Below are 14,624 nucleotides of genomic sequence, written 5' to 3'. Positions count from 1 at the left end.
TCATACAGTTTTGTAAGGTGATGTAGTAAAGCATTGCAAAAGTTATTTGTATAAAGTGACGATACTGTGACAAACATGTTGGTATATATATTACGGTGTCGTCTTAAGTGTAAAAAGTAGGATGTTCTCGGTATAATAACAAGTGGAGATAAAAGAAACTATAATGAGTAATAGTTGTAGATAAAAGGAGAAGAAGAGATGAAGAAGGTTTTGGGTATTGCCGTAATGGGAGGAATGCTCCTTCTAGCAGGATGTAATGGAAATAAAGATACGAAAGAACCGAAAGAAAAGGTAGAGCAATCTACAGAACAAACAGAAGAGATGAAAGAATACCGTGCAGTACATGAAAAATACGATATGAAAATGAATAAAGAAATTAATAAAGCACTGCAGTTATTTGAAGTAGCAAAAGAAAAGGGCGGTAAGGAAATAACGACTGCTACATATAAAGAAGATGTGCAAAAGGTAACAACGAGCATGTTAGAAGATATTGATCATATACGTAAAGAAATTCGTGTTCCGAAGTCGAAAGAGCAAGAACATGAAGTATATGTTGGTTTCTTGAATGAATCGGAGCAAGCAATGAAAAAATTACAGAAGTTAGCTAAAGAAGAAGATTCATCGTTGATTCGTGATATAGAAATTAATTTTGCAACAGCATCGACATACTATAAACGTTTTCAAGCAGAAACGAAAAAATAACCTTGCCTGTGCAAGGTTATTTTTTCTTCTTACTACCGCCTACTTCTTTATTTTATTTCTCTTTTGTATTCTTTTTTCGTTCCATCAGAGAAGACAACTTCTAAATCAAATTTTTGATAGTCTTTATCAAGTTTGAACACGTTCACTACTTGATCGATTACTTCTTGGTCAGCAGTATTTTTATCAAATTTTAATTCTTGTAAGAGTGGGCTTAATTTTGTGATAGCCTCGTCTCCTGTTAATTTTACATCTGCTTTATGATCTTCAATTTTTGCTTCCATTTTCTTATCAGCTGCTACATTTTTATAGTCTGCTTCGTAGTCTTTCTTTGTATCTTGGTAGTCTGCCTTTAAATCGAATTCATTGAAGTTTAGTTTTAAATCTGCAGGAGCCTCATTTTTTGCTTCTTCAGTCGTCTTTTTATTAGAAGTTGTGTCTTCTTTTGCAGGAGCTTTACATCCTGTTAATGCAGGTACTAGCATAAGAGCTAATAAAACTGATAGTAGAATTCTCATTATAAATTCCTCCTTATGTAAATTCGTTCTATACAAGTTTTTCCCAAAAACATGTAATTATGTATGTGTTGAAAATAAATTATTATTCTGTAGTTGCAAGGGCTAATCCGCAATTTAAATCAAAAAAGATTTGTATGTATATGGTAAATTGAAGTTGTGAGGAGGGGCTAAAATGCATGAAGAATATAAAGAGATAATAAAAAAATCAATTGAATATATAGAGAATCACTTACATGAGGAGCTTACAACAGAAAGAGTGGCATCTCACAGTGCAGTATCGATGTACCATTTTCATCGCATCTTTCAAAGATATGTTGGGATGAGTGTAACAGATTATATTCGAAAGAGAAGGTTAACTCATGCTGCGCAAGTTTTAGTGTCAACGGAGAGAGCTGTTATTGATATTGCAGTGCAATACGGTTTTTCCTCACAAGAGGCATTTACGAGAGCTTTTAAAAGAATGTTTCAATTGCCACCAAAGAAATATCGAAAGTACTTTCAGTCATTTTATATAGAAAGAGAGAGTGTTTCAATGCAAAAAGGTATACCGAAAGGATGGATCTTAAGTGGAAGTCATCCTGCTGAATATGAGATGGGTTTAGATTATGAAGTTGTCCATCATGGGAAAGTATCTGCATACATAAAAGCAAAAGAGAATGTTACGCACGGAGGATTTTCAACATTAATGCAAATGTTCCGAGCGGATAAATATGTAGGAAAGAGATTACGTTTTACAGCATTTATTAAGAGTGAAAATGTAAGAGATTGGGCAGGATTGTGGATGCGAGTAGATGGAAAAGATACAGAACCGCTCGCTATGGATAATATGCAAAATCGCCCCATTAAAAATACGAATAACTGGCAATCGTACTCGGTTGTATTAGATATAAAAGAAGAAGCACTTGGTATTGCATTTGGTGTTTTATTATCAGGAGAAGGTTGTGTGTGGCTAGATAGTATTCGATTTGATGAAGTAGATGAAAAAATTCCTTCAACAGATTTGGCAGAGAACTTTTATGAAACACTTTTAGAAGAGCCGGTGAATCTACAATTTGAAGAAGTAGAAAAATAAAAAACAAGGAGAAAAGATATGCTCAAATATGTAAAACTAATAAGTATTAGTTTAGTAATATCGTCTTGTATTATGGGAGTTAATTATTTAGTTAGCTATCTTTGGTCAGGGCATATACCTTCTTTGACGTGGAGAACATATTTGATGTTTGTGTTTATATGTATGATGAGTTTTGGTTCAATGCAAAAAGAAGGAAAAGAGGATTATTGACAATAGTCTTCTTCGCCTTTCTTTCATTAACACAAATGGTTGTAACTGTTTTTGGAGATGCAGGTATGATTTTCAATATCATCTCACTATCGTTACAACTTGTAAGTTTGGGTGTAATTGTACCACATGAAATGCTTTCTAAAACATACCAAACAATCAGTGAATTATTTCCTGCAATATATGCAGGAAATGGCTATTATACAATAATATTTGGAGGAGTTAGTTTAGAAAGAAATATTATTTCATTATTAGTTATTGTATTGGTTATACAATTAGTAGCAGGTATGATTTTAGCTATAAAAGGAATGGCAAAGGGAAGAGGAAGCTCTGTAGTTAAAGTTGTATAAAAGTAAAAAGGTATCCTTCATGGGATACCTTTTACTTTTGTTACTTTGCAACTTCTGTCCACTTGTAGTTAAACTCACCACCGAAGTCAGTTGTTACAAGTCCTTTAATGAAAGAGCGTTGTAAGTAAGAACGACCTTGTTGGTATAAAGGAGCGACAGCGCCGTCTTGTAATAGAATTTTTTCAGCTTGCTTCATTGCTTCAAAGCGTGCTTTTTCATCGCCAGCTAAATCTGTTTTCACTTTATGAATTAGCTCATCGTACTCTTTGTTAGAGTATTTATCGAAGTTATAAGCACTATCTGTTGTAAATAGATCTAAGAATGTAATTGGATCAGCGAAGTCAGGGCCCCAGCCGTCAATACCAATTTCATAGTCACCACTTAATAGTAGTTTTAGCTGTTGTTTACGTGGTTGTGGTTTTAAATTCACTGTTAATCCGTCTAAGTTCTTTTCTAATTCACCTTTTAAATATTCACCAGTCTTTTTAGCTAAAGCATTGTCACTTGTTAATAGTTCGATTGTTACTTTGTCAGTACCAAGTTCTTGTTTTGCTTTTTTCCAGTTTTCTTTCGCTGTTTTCACATCATCCTTGACTAGATTTCCATTTTCTTTACGGAAGTCGTTGCCTTCTGGGCTCTTTGCGAATTTCGCAGGAACCATTCCTTCAGCTGGAACAGCGCCGTTATTTAAAATTGTTTCTACGTAAGCTTTTTTATTCATTGCGCCGTTAATAGCAAGGCGTGCATGTTGATTTTTTAATGTTTCATTTTTTTGATTTAATCGTAAGAATTGAATGCCGACTTCAGCGCGTTCCTTGAAGTTTGGATCGCTCTTATATTTATCAACAAACTCTGCAGTTAAAGCAACACGATCAATTTGTCCTGAATCATATAAGTTCACTTCTGTAGACTTATCTTTAACGACATTGAAGTTGATTTCTTCTAATTTTACCGTTTTAGCATCCCAATAGTTAGGGTTTTTCTTCAATTGGAAGCTTTGTTCATGTTTCCAGTTCTCTAATGTGAAAGCACCGTTGTAAATTAAATGATTTGTTTCCAAACCATATTTATCACCTTGAGATTTTAAGTACTCTTCATTAATTGGTAAGAATGTTGAGAATGTCGTTAAGCTTAAGAAGTAGGGAACAGGACGGTCTAGTTGCACTTCTAACGTTTTGTCATCAACAGCTTTGACCCCTAGTTGATCAATTGGCAATTGTTTTTGGTTTATTTGTTTCGCATTCTTTATATCGAAGAATAAGAATGCGTATTCAGCTGCTGTATCAGGATTTACGGCACGTTGCCAAGCGAAGGCAAAGTCCTTTGCTGTAACAGGAGTACCGTTTGACCATTTTGAATCACGCAGATGGAATGTATATTTTGTTTTATCGGGACTAATGTCAACCGACTCAGCGACACCAGGAACCGGTTTATTATCTTCTCCCATTGCATATAACCCTTCAAAAACATTGCGCATTACGTTCATGGATTCCCCATCCGTTGCTTTTGCAACATCCATTGTTGGAATTTCTGAAGCGAATGATAAGTTAATTGCCTGTTTATCAGGTGCTTTATCGTTTGCTTTCGCTCCGCTTGCATTATCCTTATTTCCCCCGCAAGCAGTTAGTAATAGACTTGCCCCTAAAACAGATGCAACAACAGGTATAACTTTTTTCTTCATTGTTCGTTCCTCCCTAAATGTGTTGTTCGTAACGTCATAATGTCCATGTCTTGAAGTAGCTATAGAAGGAGATAAAACCTATTATAAATATTTGTTTATAGGTAATCAGGTGTTCTATATGTATATACATGTTGATCTATAATCTATCGTTATATGTTTCAACGTAGTAGACATTATATTTTGATGGTGAAATATTTCGTTTCTTTGATTATTTGGAATATTAACACTGGAAAGAACTATATGTCGATAATAAAAATAGATTGTTAATTTCTTAGAATAATATATTGAAAAAGCGGATTCTCATGTGTGAGAGAATCTATTTTTAATATATTTTGCTAAAAAAACAATTGGTGTGGGCTAATAATAAGTGGGGATGAAGAAACCCCCACTTATTAAAGTTTCACTTTATTTTTCAATTTTTGCCCACTTGAAGTTTAATTGCCCTGCAAAGTCTACTTGCACAATTCCTTTCACATAAGAACGTTCTAAATAAGATTCGCCTTTTTGGTAAAGAGGAGCGATAACAGAGTCTTTAAATAATATTTTCTCGGATGCTAGTAATGCTTCCCAGCGAGCTTTTTCATCACCAGCTAAAGTTGTTTTCACTTTTGCTATTGTTTCATCGAATTCCTTATTAGAGTAATGATCTAAGTTATAAGGGTTATTCGTTGTAAATAGCTCAAGGAATGTAATTGGATCCGCAAAGTCAGGGCTCCAGCCATCAATTCCGATTTCGTAGTCACCTTTTAATAGAAGCGAAACTTGTTGCTTACGCGGTTGCGGTTTTATATTTACTGTTAATCCATCTAGATTCTTTTCTAGTTGTCCTTTTAAGAATTCACCAGTTTTCTTATCAAGGTCAGCATCACTCGTTAATAATTCTAATGTTATCTTTTCAGAACCAAGCTCTTGTTTAGCTTTTTTCCATAACTCTTGTGCAGATTTTGTATCAACTTTTGTTAAATCGCCATTTGCAGTACGGAAGTCTTTTCCTTCAGGTCCTTTTGCAAAGTTTTTTGGAACGAGACCAAATGTTGGTGTAGATCCATCATTTAATAACGTATTTACAAAGGATTTTCTATCAATTGTTTGATCAATTGCTTGGCGTGCAGAAACGTTTTGAAGCACTTTGTTTTGTTGATTCATACGTAAAAATTGTACGCCTACGTTTGGACGTTCTTTAAAGTTAGCATCCTTTTTATATTTATCGACGAAGTCAGATGTTAGTTTTATACGATCTAATTGTTTTGACTCGAATAAATTTACTTCTGTTGATTTTTCTTTTACGACGTTAAAATTGATTTCTTCTAGTTTGACAGTATCTTTATCCCAATAGGTAGGGTTTTTCTTGAATTTAAAGCTTTGTTCGTGCTTCCAATCGCTTAGTGTAAAAGCTCCGTTGTACAAGATTGTATTATCTTCTAAAGCGTACTTATCACCTTGTGCTTTAAAGAATTCCTCGTTAATTGGTAGAAATGTTGGGAACGCTGTTAAGCTAATAAAATACGGAACAGGACGCTCCAATTCTACCTCAAACGTATGGTCATCAACTGCTTTTACACCAAGTTGGTCGGCTGGAAGTTCTTTGTTGTTAATTTTTGTTGCGTTTTTAATATCAAAGAATAGAAATGCATATTCAGAGGCTGTTGCTGGATCTACGGCTCTTTGCCAAGCGAACACAAAATCTTTAGCTGTAACAGGAGTGCCGTTTGACCATTTTGAATCTCGCAAATGGAATGTGTATTTCGTTTTATCGCCACTTACTTCATGAGATTTTGCAACACCAGGAACAGGTTTGTTACCTTCACCAAGATTATACAAACCTTCAAATACGTTTCTCATTACTTGACCAGAATCAGTATCTGTAGCACGAGCCGTATCCATTGTTCGTATTTCAGTAGGTGAAGATAAGTTTAAAACCTGTTTACTAGGTGCCTCGTCTTTTGCATTTGCTCCGCTTGCTTCGTTTTTATAACTACCGCAACCAGTTAATAAAATACTTACTCCTACAACTGATGCAATACCGGGTACAAACTTCTTTTTCATTTGATTTTCCTCCTAAATAATTAAGTTTGGATGATGATGAGGGAAATGAAAAATAAAAAATCCCTCTTTTCATATTGAGAAAGAGGGATTTTTACGTACAAGTTATGCACCCGTATATAAACGAAGTCCCTCATTCTATCTTTCAAGCATAAAGCTTGCAGGAAGTGGCACAGTATTCAAAATGAACCTGTTGCCGAGGTTTCAAAGGGCCAGTCCCTCCACCTCTCTTGATACAATGAGTAAACGAATAAATTTTATTAATTTTTGTGTTTCTTTGATAATTCAAAATCTTACACCTTGAATAATGAAGTGTCAACTAAATGAAAAATAGTTTAAATTTTCAGTTTTATCAAACAGAAAAATCACTGCATAGGGCAGTGGTTTTTCTACTAGAAGTTAAAGTTATCTGGATCTGGACCAACGCGACGATCTTCATTTAAAGCTTGAATTGCTTTCATATCATCAGCACTTAATTCAAAGTCGAAGATGTTTGCATTTTCAATAATGCGATGTTCTTTAATTGATTTGGGAATTGTTACAACTTCGTTTTGTAAATCCCAGCGTAAAATAATTTGCGCAGTTGATTTATTATATTTTGTCGCAATTTCTTGTAACGTTGGATTATCTAGTAGTTGTCCTTGCATTAATGGTGACCAAGCTTCAAGCTGAATATTATGTTCTTTACAGAATGCATGTAACTCTTCTTGTGCTAAACGTGGGTGGTATTCCACTTGGTTGACCATTGGCTTAATTTCAGCAATTTCAAATACGTCTTGTAAGTGGTGAATGTGGAAATTACTCACACCGATAGCGCGAACACGGCCATCTTTATAAAGTTTTTCTAATGCTTTCCATGATTCGGTATATTTCCCTTTTACAGGCCAATGTACTAAATATAAATCTAAATATTCTAGACCTAATTTCTCTAATGTAGTTTCAAATGCTTGAAGTGTTGTTTCATATCCTTGATCGCTATTCCATACTTTTGAGGTAATAAATAATTCTTCGCGTGAAACACCGGATTCACGAATCGCTTGTCCAACGCCTTCTTCATTTTGATAGATTGCTGCAGTATCGATGCTGCGGTAGCCATTTTTAATTGCTGCTTTTACAGAATCAATTACTTCTGAACCATCTTCTACTTTAAAAACACCTAAACCAAACCAAGGCATTTTTACACCGTTATGTAATGTTGTATAGTCTTTTAAACTTGTTAAAATCATATTATTTCCCCCTAGCTTTTTTGTTTGTTGCTTCTACTGCTTTTTGAATTGCCTCTGAAAAATTATATTCGTATAAAGTTTTGAGACCCTCAGCTGTGGAACCACCTGGCGTTGTTACTTGTTCGCGGAGGTTAGCTGGATTTTGCATTTGTTCGAGCATAGAAGCAGAGCCAGAAATCATTTGAATGACAAGATGTTTTGCGGTTTCTTCATCGACTCCATAACTTTTTGTTGTTTCAATTAAGCTTTCAGCAAAGTAATAAAGGAAGGCTGGTGCACTTCCAGTAACTGCAGTAAGCTGATGAACTTCTTCCTCAGTACAAAGTTGCGAAGTACCAATACCTTTTAAAAGCAGTTGCAGGGTTTCTTGATGCATCTCATTTACTGATTGTCCCATTGTATATAAGGAGATAGATTTTCCAATTTCAGCAGCTGTATTAGGCATAATCCAAGCAACAGGCGTGCCCTTTGGGAGTCTAGCTTCTAAATAAGATGGTCCAATGCCAGCTGCGACTGTTACGACTAGTTGATTTGATATTAACGGAGATAGCTCAGCTAATAACTCTTCATGAGCAGAAGGTGGCATTGCTAAAACAACCGTATCAACAGATGTAACATGCTGTTTCCAATCTGTTGCAGTAGACACATTATATCGATGTTGTAACTGTTTTAGCTTTTCTACGTTGCTTCGATTAGAGACGATAATTTCTTCGATGTACTCTTTGCTTGTTTTAAGTAATCCGGAAAATATAGCTTCTGCCATACGACCGGCACCAATAAATAAAATTCGATGTTTAGTTAGCATATTCTTTATTCCTTTCTAGTGGAAATATGTTATAAAAAACGATACCATTTTTAAGAGAATTTTGTAAAAAGAAAAGACTTCCCGTAGGTGGAATGGATAATGAAAATCAGGAAATTCATGGTAAATATAAGGGCTATTCCTTATACTGATGATAGGGAATTTATTATACATCTGGGGAGAGATGATCATGATTAGAAGTCCGCTATTTTTAGTTGTTTCTAGTATCATTTGCGTATTGGTTGGATTTTATATTCAATCGAGTTATATTGAAATTTTTGCATCGGTTATGGGGATTATTAATGTTTGGTTATTAGCGAGGGAAAAGGTATCTAATTTTTTGTTTGGCATGATTACGGTTGCGGTATTTCTATATATTTTCATTACACAAGGTTTATATGCAATGGCAGTATTAGCAGCCTTTCAATTTATATTTAATATATATGGTTGGTATCATTGGATTGCACGTAGTGGGGAGGAAGAGGTAAAAGCAACAGTTCGTTTAAATATAAAAGGATGGACGATTTATATAATCTTCATGTTATTTGCTTGGGTTGGTTGGGGCTATTATCAAATCCGTTATTTAGAATCAACAAGTCCATATTTAGACGCTTTAAATGCTGTACTAGGATTAGTAGCTCAATTTATGTTAAGTCGAAAAATTTTAGAGAACTGGTATTTATGGATTTTGTATAACGTGATTAGCATTGTGATTTATATTTCCACAGGTTTATACGTCATGCTAATATTAACTGTTATTAATCTCTTTATATGTGTAGCTGGTTTGCTAGAGTGGAAGAGCAATTATAGGGGGCAAGAACATACAAATAATTATATCTAGAAAATAATTAGAATTGAAAAACCCCTAAAGCATATATGCTTCAGGGGTTTACTAATAGAATATAAGATTATGCTTTTGTCATACCAAGTAATACAGCGCCGCCGATAATTAAAACACTACCTAGTGCAATAAAGATCAATTGACGTTTTGTTTTCTTTTCACCTAAGAAGACAATCGCACCAAATGTTGAGATAACGATTCCAGTTTGAGATAATGGGAAGCTTGTTGCTACTCCAACACGTGGTAATGAAAGAAGTAAGAATAAGTTTCCAGTTCCCCATAGTAAACCAGACAAAGCATTACGGATTGCATATTTGTTAAATGGTTTATGTTTAGACGTCAGTACAACCGCACCAACAAACATACCAACTGCTTGTGGTAAAATAGCAGACCAACCATCAATATTATACCAACGAATAATAATTACATATACAAGATAGCCGAAAGTAGAAACAATTAAAGTAAGAAGTCCTTTTTTCAATTGTCCAGGTGGCTGAGCATTTTCTTTATCATCTAATGATGTGAATACAACACCAACTACAATTAATAGGATTGCAATCGTTCCCAGAATGATCGTTGTAGTAGTAGTCCACTCACGGAAAGCGATAACCCCAAAGATAGAAGTTGCAACAAGTTGCATACCAGTAGAAATCGTTACAGTAGTTGAAACACCTAGTTTTTCAACTGTTTTTAATTGGTTTACTTGTCCTAAAGCCCAGAATAAACCTGAAATAAAACCAACAATTAAGATTGTCATTGTTAAAGCTGGTTGAGTAAATACATACATAATTGTTGCGAAGAATAGAGCACCGATTGTCATACCTACCGTTTGGCTATATGCACCACCGCCCATTTTTACGCTTACTAATAAGATGTTTCCCCATGCAATTGCAGGAAGAAGCGCTAATAAAATGTCCATTACAAGACTCCCTTCGGTTTGCTATACCAATATAGTTACATATCGTTCTAACGATCGGTAATGCCCCACTAATAGAGTAGAAGATTACCGATCGCTAAAACAGGATGAAGAATTCACAATATAAATGCGTTTTCATTTCTTCATTTTTTGAAACACCTCCATATAATAACAGGAAATTGCCTATTTTAGAAAGTGAATTCAAATAAAATGTATATTTAAATAAGAGGTAAAATTCAGTTATTTCCCATTGGTATATTTTATTTCCTAAGAAATAAAGAAGCAGCTTCGACAAAAGCTGCTTTAAGAGTTAGTGATTCTTTTATTAATAAGTTGAATACATAGTAGAAATACGAGTGACATACCGATAGTAATAACTACAAGTGTCCAGGCGAGTTGCATATTACTTGCATCAATAGCCATGTAAATTGCAGTTGGGATTGTCTGTGTTTTACCAGGAATGTTCCCGGCAAACATGAGTGTAGCACCAAACTCACCGAGCGCGCGGACAAAGCTCAAAATCATCCCGCTTAGTAAGGCAGGAAATGCGAGTGGAAGTGTAACGTGCAGAAAAACTTGATATTCACTTGCGCCAAGGTCACGAGCACTTTCTTCAATTTGTACATTTGCGATAGAAAATCCCGTTTTCGCTGATTGGTACATAAGCGGAAATGCAACAACTGTAGAAGCGATAATCGCAGCAGTAGATGTGAACATAATAGACTGCTGAAATAATGATTCAACCCACTTTCCGATCGGGCTGTTGTTTCCAAAGATGATAATGAGAAAGAAGCCGATAACAGTTGGTGGAAGTACCATTGGTAATAAAAATATGGTTTCTAATAGTACTTTATATCGCCATGAGGAGCGAGCTAGTGCTCGCCCGACAATTGTCCCTAAAATTGTAACGAGAATAGTGGCGCACGCAGCTACTCTTAAAGATAGAAAGACAGGCGATAAAATAGCATCAATGCTCATAGTAATTACGACAGAACTGTAAATCCATATTTCTTAAAGATAGATTGTGCATCTTTTGACTGCAAATACTCATAAAATGAAGTCGCCTCTTTCTTATGTTTAGATTCCTTTATAACACCTAAAGGATAGTGGATTGGCTCATGAGAAGTAGTTGCTGCTGTCTCACCAATCTTTACTTTATCCGAAATGAGAGCATCTGTTTTGTATACGATGCCAGCATCGACATTCCCTGTTTCTACATATGTTAACACTTGGCGAACATCTTTTGTAAATACGACTTTATTTTGAACATCATTCCAAAGGTTTTCGTGTGTTAGAGAAGCCTTTGCATATTTGCCAGCAGGTACAGATTCAGGTGTACCAAGTGCAATTTTTTTGATTTTCTCATCTTTTAAATCTTGAAATTTTGTAAGTGAACTATCTTTAGGGATGACTAGAACTAGTTCATTTCCAAGAAGATTTTTCCCTTCTTTTTCACTAATGAATCCTTTTTTTACAAGGGTTTGGAATTTATCTTCTGCTGCAGAGAAGAATAAATCAGCAGGTGCACCTTGTTCAATTTGTTGTTGAAGTGCTCCAGAAGCACCGAAGTTAAAAGAAAGTTTGATATTTGGCTCTTTTTCTTTATATTGTTTTTCGATTTCTTTTAATGCATCTTGTAAGCTTGCAGCAGCTGAGATAGTCAGTTCAACTGTTTTATCCTCTTTAGCAGCTGACTTTGTATGCTTTTCCCCACTTGTACAAGCAGCACTAAATATAAGAAGGAAAGAAAGTATAAGTGCCCCGATGGAACGTAATGTAAATTTATTCATAAAAAAATCCCCTTTCGTTTTGATACATCTAATTATAACTAATTATAACTAATTATATCTAAATATAACTAGTTATAATTGAATGTAATTTGAACATATATCTATTTTTAAAAAATAGGAGAAATATTCTTTTCTTTGTTACAATGAAAGGAGAAAGTGAGGAATCGTCTATGGATCATCATTCCTACACAACGGAAGAAGTAGCAAAGCGATTAAAAGTATCAAAATTAACTGTATACGACTTAATTAAAAAAGGAGAACTTCCTTCTTATAGAGTTGGTAGACAGATGCGCATTGATGCAACAGATTTAGATCAATATATAAAACAAATGAAAACAGGAAAGGTACAAGTTACTCCTGTAAAAAACGATGGTAGTAGTATCTTGAACACGTGTATTATTAGTGGTCAAGAACTAACGTTAGATATGTTAGCTAAACGTATAGAAAATCGTTTGCCAAGTTCTAATGTTTTAAGGGCGTATCAAGGTAGCTTAACGAGTTTAGTGAAAATGTATCAAGGAGAAGGAAGTATCGTTAGTTTGCATTTGTTTGATGGTGAAACTGGTACATATAATGTTCCTTACGTAAAACGCATTTTAGTAGGACAGCCATGCATTATGATTAATTTATTGTCCAGAAATGTAGGATTTTATGTCCGAAAAGGAAATCCGAAGAGAATAAAGGCATGGGCTGACATATCCGGGTCCACTATAAAGTTTGTGAATCGAGAAAAGGGTTCTGGTATTAGAGTGTTAGTCGATGAACAATTACGAATCCAAAAATTAAATAAAGCTGATATTAGTGGATATGAATGGGAAGAATCGAATCATCTTGGTGTTGCCACGCAAGTTGCAAATGGAAAAGCTGATGTAGGAGTAGGTTCAGAAAAGTTTTCGCAAATTGTAAATGTGGACTTTATTCCAATCATGAAAGAACAGTATGATTTAGTAATTTTGAAGAATAAAGAAAATGAAGAGTTGATTGAAGTTGTGAAAGACATTCTGCAATCGGAAGAATTTCATAATGAATTAAATGCGATTGGCGGATATGATATTACGAAAACAGGTCAAATTGTATATGAAACAAACTAAAAAGCTGCTTGTCTATAAGACGAGCGGCTTTTTCTATATATAAAGGGGGTTGGGGAAACAAAGTGTTAAACAAGACCTTGAGCAAGTGTATAAATGAAAGCCGTAAGAAGAGTGACTCCACTTGCAAGTCCGATAAAGTCTGATTTGTTGAAAGTAATGTTGTTCATTATAAACTCTCCTTATTTGTTTAATGTAGTTGCAACAGCTTTTGCATCGACAAGTGCGGATAGCACCATGCCCATTGTATTTAAAAATTTATTTGATTTCATATTGTTCATCATGCGTATCCGCTCCTTTTCGAATTGTTGTTGCCCTGCTTATGTCTTAATTATAGGAAATATGGCTACTTGCAACTATCGAATTAGCTTACGAAAGACTTACACTTTTGTAAGAAAAAAAGACATTCATGTAAGAATGTCTTTCACAGCATATTGATATGATGATGGTCTTCAATTGTTTTTAAAAAACTACGCATTGAATTCGTCATATAGCTATCTTTACGGCGTATGAAAACCGTTGAAATACTGCCGTATTTTTCAGGGATTGCATGACAATGTACCTTACCTGCTTTAGAAAGATGATGGACAGCAGACTGTGGTACGAGTGTAATTCCGAGGCCGAGTGCAACGCTGTTTAATATTGTCTCTAATATATTGAATTCCATAATTCTTTTTGGTAGCAAACCTTCATCTTTAAGCCAACGTTCTAGTTTGGAGCGGTATCCACATCCTTGGTTAAAAACGAGTAGAGGCGTTGTTGTAAATTCTTCTATATGAAAGGCTTTATTTTGTGTTATAAGCATTAATTTCTCTGTACTAACATCGTATTGTTCGATTAGTGGATGTTTAATAGGACCTGATATAAAGGCGCCATCCAATTGATGATCAAGTACTTCTCTAATTAATTCTTCTGTTAGACCCGCTTGTAATGATAAATCGACATTTGGATAGCTTTTATAGTAAGAAGATAAAATGGTAGGCAGTGTACTTACTGTTTCGACTGTACCGATTTTCAATATACCGGAGGGTGTTTCGCTATCTAAAAATACTTGTTTTAGTTCGTCGACATCTTGCAAAATTTTACTAACATAAACGAGCATTTTTCTTCCTTCAGCTGTTAAAGTCATTCCTCGTTTATGGCGGTAAAAGAGTGGGGTTTTTAATTCGTTTTCTAGTTGTTTAATACGTGTAGTTACATTTGATTGTACATAATTTAATTCCTTTGCTGCGCTACTTACACTACCCTGATCGGCAACGCTTTTAAAGATTTGTAAGTCTCGTAATTCCATTTTGTAATCCCCCTTGATGTTAACTATCATTATAAATGATAGTTAACATCATTTTGAATCATTTTACGTGATATATTTTTTCTTTTACAATTCTCTTTGT

Annotated in this window: 16 protein-coding genes and 1 riboswitch; of the genes, 6 read left to right on the top strand and 10 right to left on the bottom strand. The window is 34.7% G+C overall.

Features of this window, described 5'->3' with window-relative positions; all coding sequences use genetic code 11:
* Positions 1 to 198: 198 nt before the first annotated feature.
* The gene (locus B9A45_RS00670; protein WP_000756517.1) at positions 199 to 702 is read left to right on the top strand and encodes a hypothetical protein; all 504 of its coding nucleotides are present in this window, start codon (positions 199 to 201) and stop codon (positions 700 to 702) included.
* A 47-nt stretch (positions 703 to 749) separates the two neighbouring features.
* Here the strand turns inward: B9A45_RS00670 and B9A45_RS00665 are convergent, their stop codons facing one another.
* A complete protein-coding gene (locus B9A45_RS00665; protein ID WP_001221553.1) occupies positions 750 to 1,217 on the bottom strand; it encodes a YusW family protein in 468 nt (155 codons plus the stop codon).
* Between the two features lie 172 nt (positions 1,218 to 1,389).
* On the opposite strand from B9A45_RS00665, the gene B9A45_RS00660 reads away from it, so the two are divergent.
* From B9A45_RS00660 to B9A45_RS00650, 3 genes are read left to right on the top strand one after another with little or no spacing between them, the layout of a single operon-like run.
* Entirely contained in the window at positions 1,390 to 2,289 is a 900-nt protein-coding gene (locus B9A45_RS00660; RefSeq protein ID WP_084063801.1) for a helix-turn-helix transcriptional regulator, read from the top strand.
* Positions 2,290 to 2,307: 18 nt separating this feature from the next.
* On the top strand, positions 2,308 to 2,499 hold the full coding sequence (locus tag B9A45_RS00655; protein WP_000922552.1) for a hypothetical protein: 192 nt from the start codon (positions 2,308 to 2,310) through the stop codon (positions 2,497 to 2,499).
* Positions 2,496 to 2,846, top strand: a complete 351-nt coding sequence (locus B9A45_RS00650; protein ID WP_000156942.1) for an ABC-2 transporter permease — start codon at positions 2,496 to 2,498, stop codon at positions 2,844 to 2,846. Before B9A45_RS00655 ends, B9A45_RS00650 begins: the two co-directional genes overlap by 4 nt.
* A 40-nt stretch (positions 2,847 to 2,886) precedes the next feature.
* On the opposite strand, the gene B9A45_RS00645 is transcribed toward B9A45_RS00650, so the two are convergent.
* The 4 genes from B9A45_RS00645 to proC form a co-directional block, all read right to left on the bottom strand.
* The gene (locus tag B9A45_RS00645; protein WP_000730942.1) at positions 2,887 to 4,527 is read right to left on the bottom strand and encodes a peptide ABC transporter substrate-binding protein; all 1,641 of its coding nucleotides are present in this window, start codon (positions 4,525 to 4,527) and stop codon (positions 2,887 to 2,889) included.
* Positions 4,528 to 4,932: 405 nt separating this feature from the next.
* Positions 4,933 to 6,573, bottom strand: coding sequence for a peptide ABC transporter substrate-binding protein (locus tag B9A45_RS00640; RefSeq protein WP_000726474.1), 1,641 nt, complete (start codon positions 6,571 to 6,573; stop codon positions 4,933 to 4,935).
* Between the two features lie 132 nt (positions 6,574 to 6,705).
* Positions 6,706 to 6,810: riboswitch (SAM riboswitch) on the bottom strand.
* Positions 6,811 to 6,962: 152 nt separating this feature from the next.
* The gene (locus B9A45_RS00635; RefSeq protein ID WP_000604196.1) at positions 6,963 to 7,796 is read right to left on the bottom strand and encodes an aldo/keto reductase; all 834 of its coding nucleotides are present in this window, start codon (positions 7,794 to 7,796) and stop codon (positions 6,963 to 6,965) included.
* Position 7,797: 1 nt separating this feature from the next.
* Positions 7,798 to 8,601 carry a pyrroline-5-carboxylate reductase gene (gene proC / locus B9A45_RS00630; protein ID WP_065702683.1) on the bottom strand — a complete coding sequence of 268 codons (804 nt, stop codon included), beginning with the start codon at positions 8,599 to 8,601 and terminating at the stop codon, positions 7,798 to 7,800.
* Positions 8,602 to 8,788: 187 nt separating this feature from the next.
* On the opposite strand from proC, the gene pnuC reads away from it, so the two are divergent.
* Positions 8,789 to 9,439: a nicotinamide riboside transporter PnuC gene (pnuC, locus tag B9A45_RS00620; protein ID WP_053514335.1), complete on the top strand. Its 651-nt coding sequence runs from the start codon at positions 8,789 to 8,791 to the stop codon at positions 9,437 to 9,439.
* A 67-nt stretch (positions 9,440 to 9,506) separates the two neighbouring features.
* On the opposite strand, the gene B9A45_RS00615 is transcribed toward pnuC, so the two are convergent.
* From B9A45_RS00615 to modA, 3 genes are all read right to left on the bottom strand, one after another.
* A complete protein-coding gene (locus B9A45_RS00615) occupies positions 9,507 to 10,358 on the bottom strand; it encodes a GRP family sugar transporter (protein ID WP_000353544.1) in 852 nt (283 codons plus the stop codon).
* 300 nt (positions 10,359 to 10,658) lie between these two features.
* A complete protein-coding gene (gene modB, locus B9A45_RS00605) occupies positions 10,659 to 11,333 on the bottom strand; it encodes a molybdate ABC transporter permease subunit (protein WP_000020526.1) in 675 nt (224 codons plus the stop codon).
* 5 nt (positions 11,334 to 11,338) lie between these two features.
* Positions 11,339 to 12,145 (bottom strand): molybdate ABC transporter substrate-binding protein, encoded by an 807-nt coding sequence (gene modA, locus B9A45_RS00600; RefSeq protein WP_084063799.1) that lies wholly within the window; start codon positions 12,143 to 12,145, stop codon positions 11,339 to 11,341.
* Between the two features lie 170 nt (positions 12,146 to 12,315).
* On the opposite strand from modA, the gene B9A45_RS00595 reads away from it, so the two are divergent.
* Positions 12,316 to 13,236 carry a substrate-binding domain-containing protein gene (locus tag B9A45_RS00595; protein WP_001987638.1) on the top strand — a complete coding sequence of 307 codons (921 nt, stop codon included), beginning with the start codon at positions 12,316 to 12,318 and terminating at the stop codon, positions 13,234 to 13,236.
* Positions 13,237 to 13,301: 65 nt separating this feature from the next.
* Here the strand turns inward: B9A45_RS00595 and B9A45_RS00590 are convergent, their stop codons facing one another.
* Both B9A45_RS00590 and B9A45_RS00580 read right to left on the bottom strand, forming a co-directional pair.
* Complete coding sequence (locus tag B9A45_RS00590) at positions 13,302 to 13,403, bottom strand: DUF3948 family protein (protein ID WP_084063798.1); 102 nt, start codon at positions 13,401 to 13,403, stop codon at positions 13,302 to 13,304.
* Positions 13,404 to 13,657: 254 nt separating this feature from the next.
* Entirely contained in the window at positions 13,658 to 14,524 is an 867-nt protein-coding gene (locus B9A45_RS00580) for a LysR family transcriptional regulator (protein ID WP_000423040.1), read from the bottom strand.
* Between the last annotated feature and the right edge of the window lie 100 nt (positions 14,525 to 14,624).

The sequence above is a fragment of the Bacillus sp. JKS001846 genome, assembly GCF_900176455.1.
Classification (GTDB): Bacteria; Bacillota; Bacilli; order Bacillales; family Bacillaceae_G; genus Bacillus_A; species Bacillus_A cereus.
Note: the sequence above shows the minus strand (reverse complement) of the source record. Positions and strands in the feature narration are given on the sequence as shown.

Excerpts from the sequence above, each read along its gene's own strand:
- modB (WP_000020526.1), bottom strand. The coding sequence starts at position 11,333 with ATGAGCATTGATGCTATTTTATCGCCTGTCTTTCTATCTTTAAGAGTA.
- B9A45_RS00590 (WP_084063798.1), bottom strand. The coding sequence starts at position 13,403 with ATGAACAACATTACTTTCAACAAATCAGACTTTATCGGACTTGCAAGT.
- B9A45_RS00670 (WP_000756517.1), top strand. The coding sequence starts at position 199 with ATGAAGAAGGTTTTGGGTATTGCCGTAATGGGAGGAATGCTCCTTCTA.
- B9A45_RS00595 (WP_001987638.1), top strand. The coding sequence starts at position 12,316 with ATGGATCATCATTCCTACACAACGGAAGAAGTAGCAAAGCGATTAAAA.
- B9A45_RS00635 (WP_000604196.1), bottom strand. The coding sequence starts at position 7,796 with ATGATTTTAACAAGTTTAAAAGACTATACAACATTACATAACGGTGTA.
- B9A45_RS00580 (WP_000423040.1), bottom strand. The coding sequence starts at position 14,524 with ATGGAATTACGAGACTTACAAATCTTTAAAAGCGTTGCCGATCAGGGT.
- B9A45_RS00640 (WP_000726474.1), bottom strand. The coding sequence starts at position 6,573 with ATGAAAAAGAAGTTTGTACCCGGTATTGCATCAGTTGTAGGAGTAAGT.
- B9A45_RS00655 (WP_000922552.1), top strand. The coding sequence starts at position 2,308 with ATGCTCAAATATGTAAAACTAATAAGTATTAGTTTAGTAATATCGTCT.
- B9A45_RS00665 (WP_001221553.1), bottom strand. The coding sequence starts at position 1,217 with ATGAGAATTCTACTATCAGTTTTATTAGCTCTTATGCTAGTACCTGCA.
- B9A45_RS00645 (WP_000730942.1), bottom strand. The coding sequence starts at position 4,527 with ATGAAGAAAAAAGTTATACCTGTTGTTGCATCTGTTTTAGGGGCAAGT.
- proC (WP_065702683.1), bottom strand. The coding sequence starts at position 8,601 with ATGCTAACTAAACATCGAATTTTATTTATTGGTGCCGGTCGTATGGCA.
- B9A45_RS00660 (WP_084063801.1), top strand. The coding sequence starts at position 1,390 with ATGCATGAAGAATATAAAGAGATAATAAAAAAATCAATTGAATATATA.
- pnuC (WP_053514335.1), top strand. The coding sequence starts at position 8,789 with ATGATTAGAAGTCCGCTATTTTTAGTTGTTTCTAGTATCATTTGCGTA.
- modA (WP_084063799.1), bottom strand. The coding sequence starts at position 12,145 with ATGAATAAATTTACATTACGTTCCATCGGGGCACTTATACTTTCTTTC.
- B9A45_RS00615 (WP_000353544.1), bottom strand. The coding sequence starts at position 10,358 with ATGGACATTTTATTAGCGCTTCTTCCTGCAATTGCATGGGGAAACATC.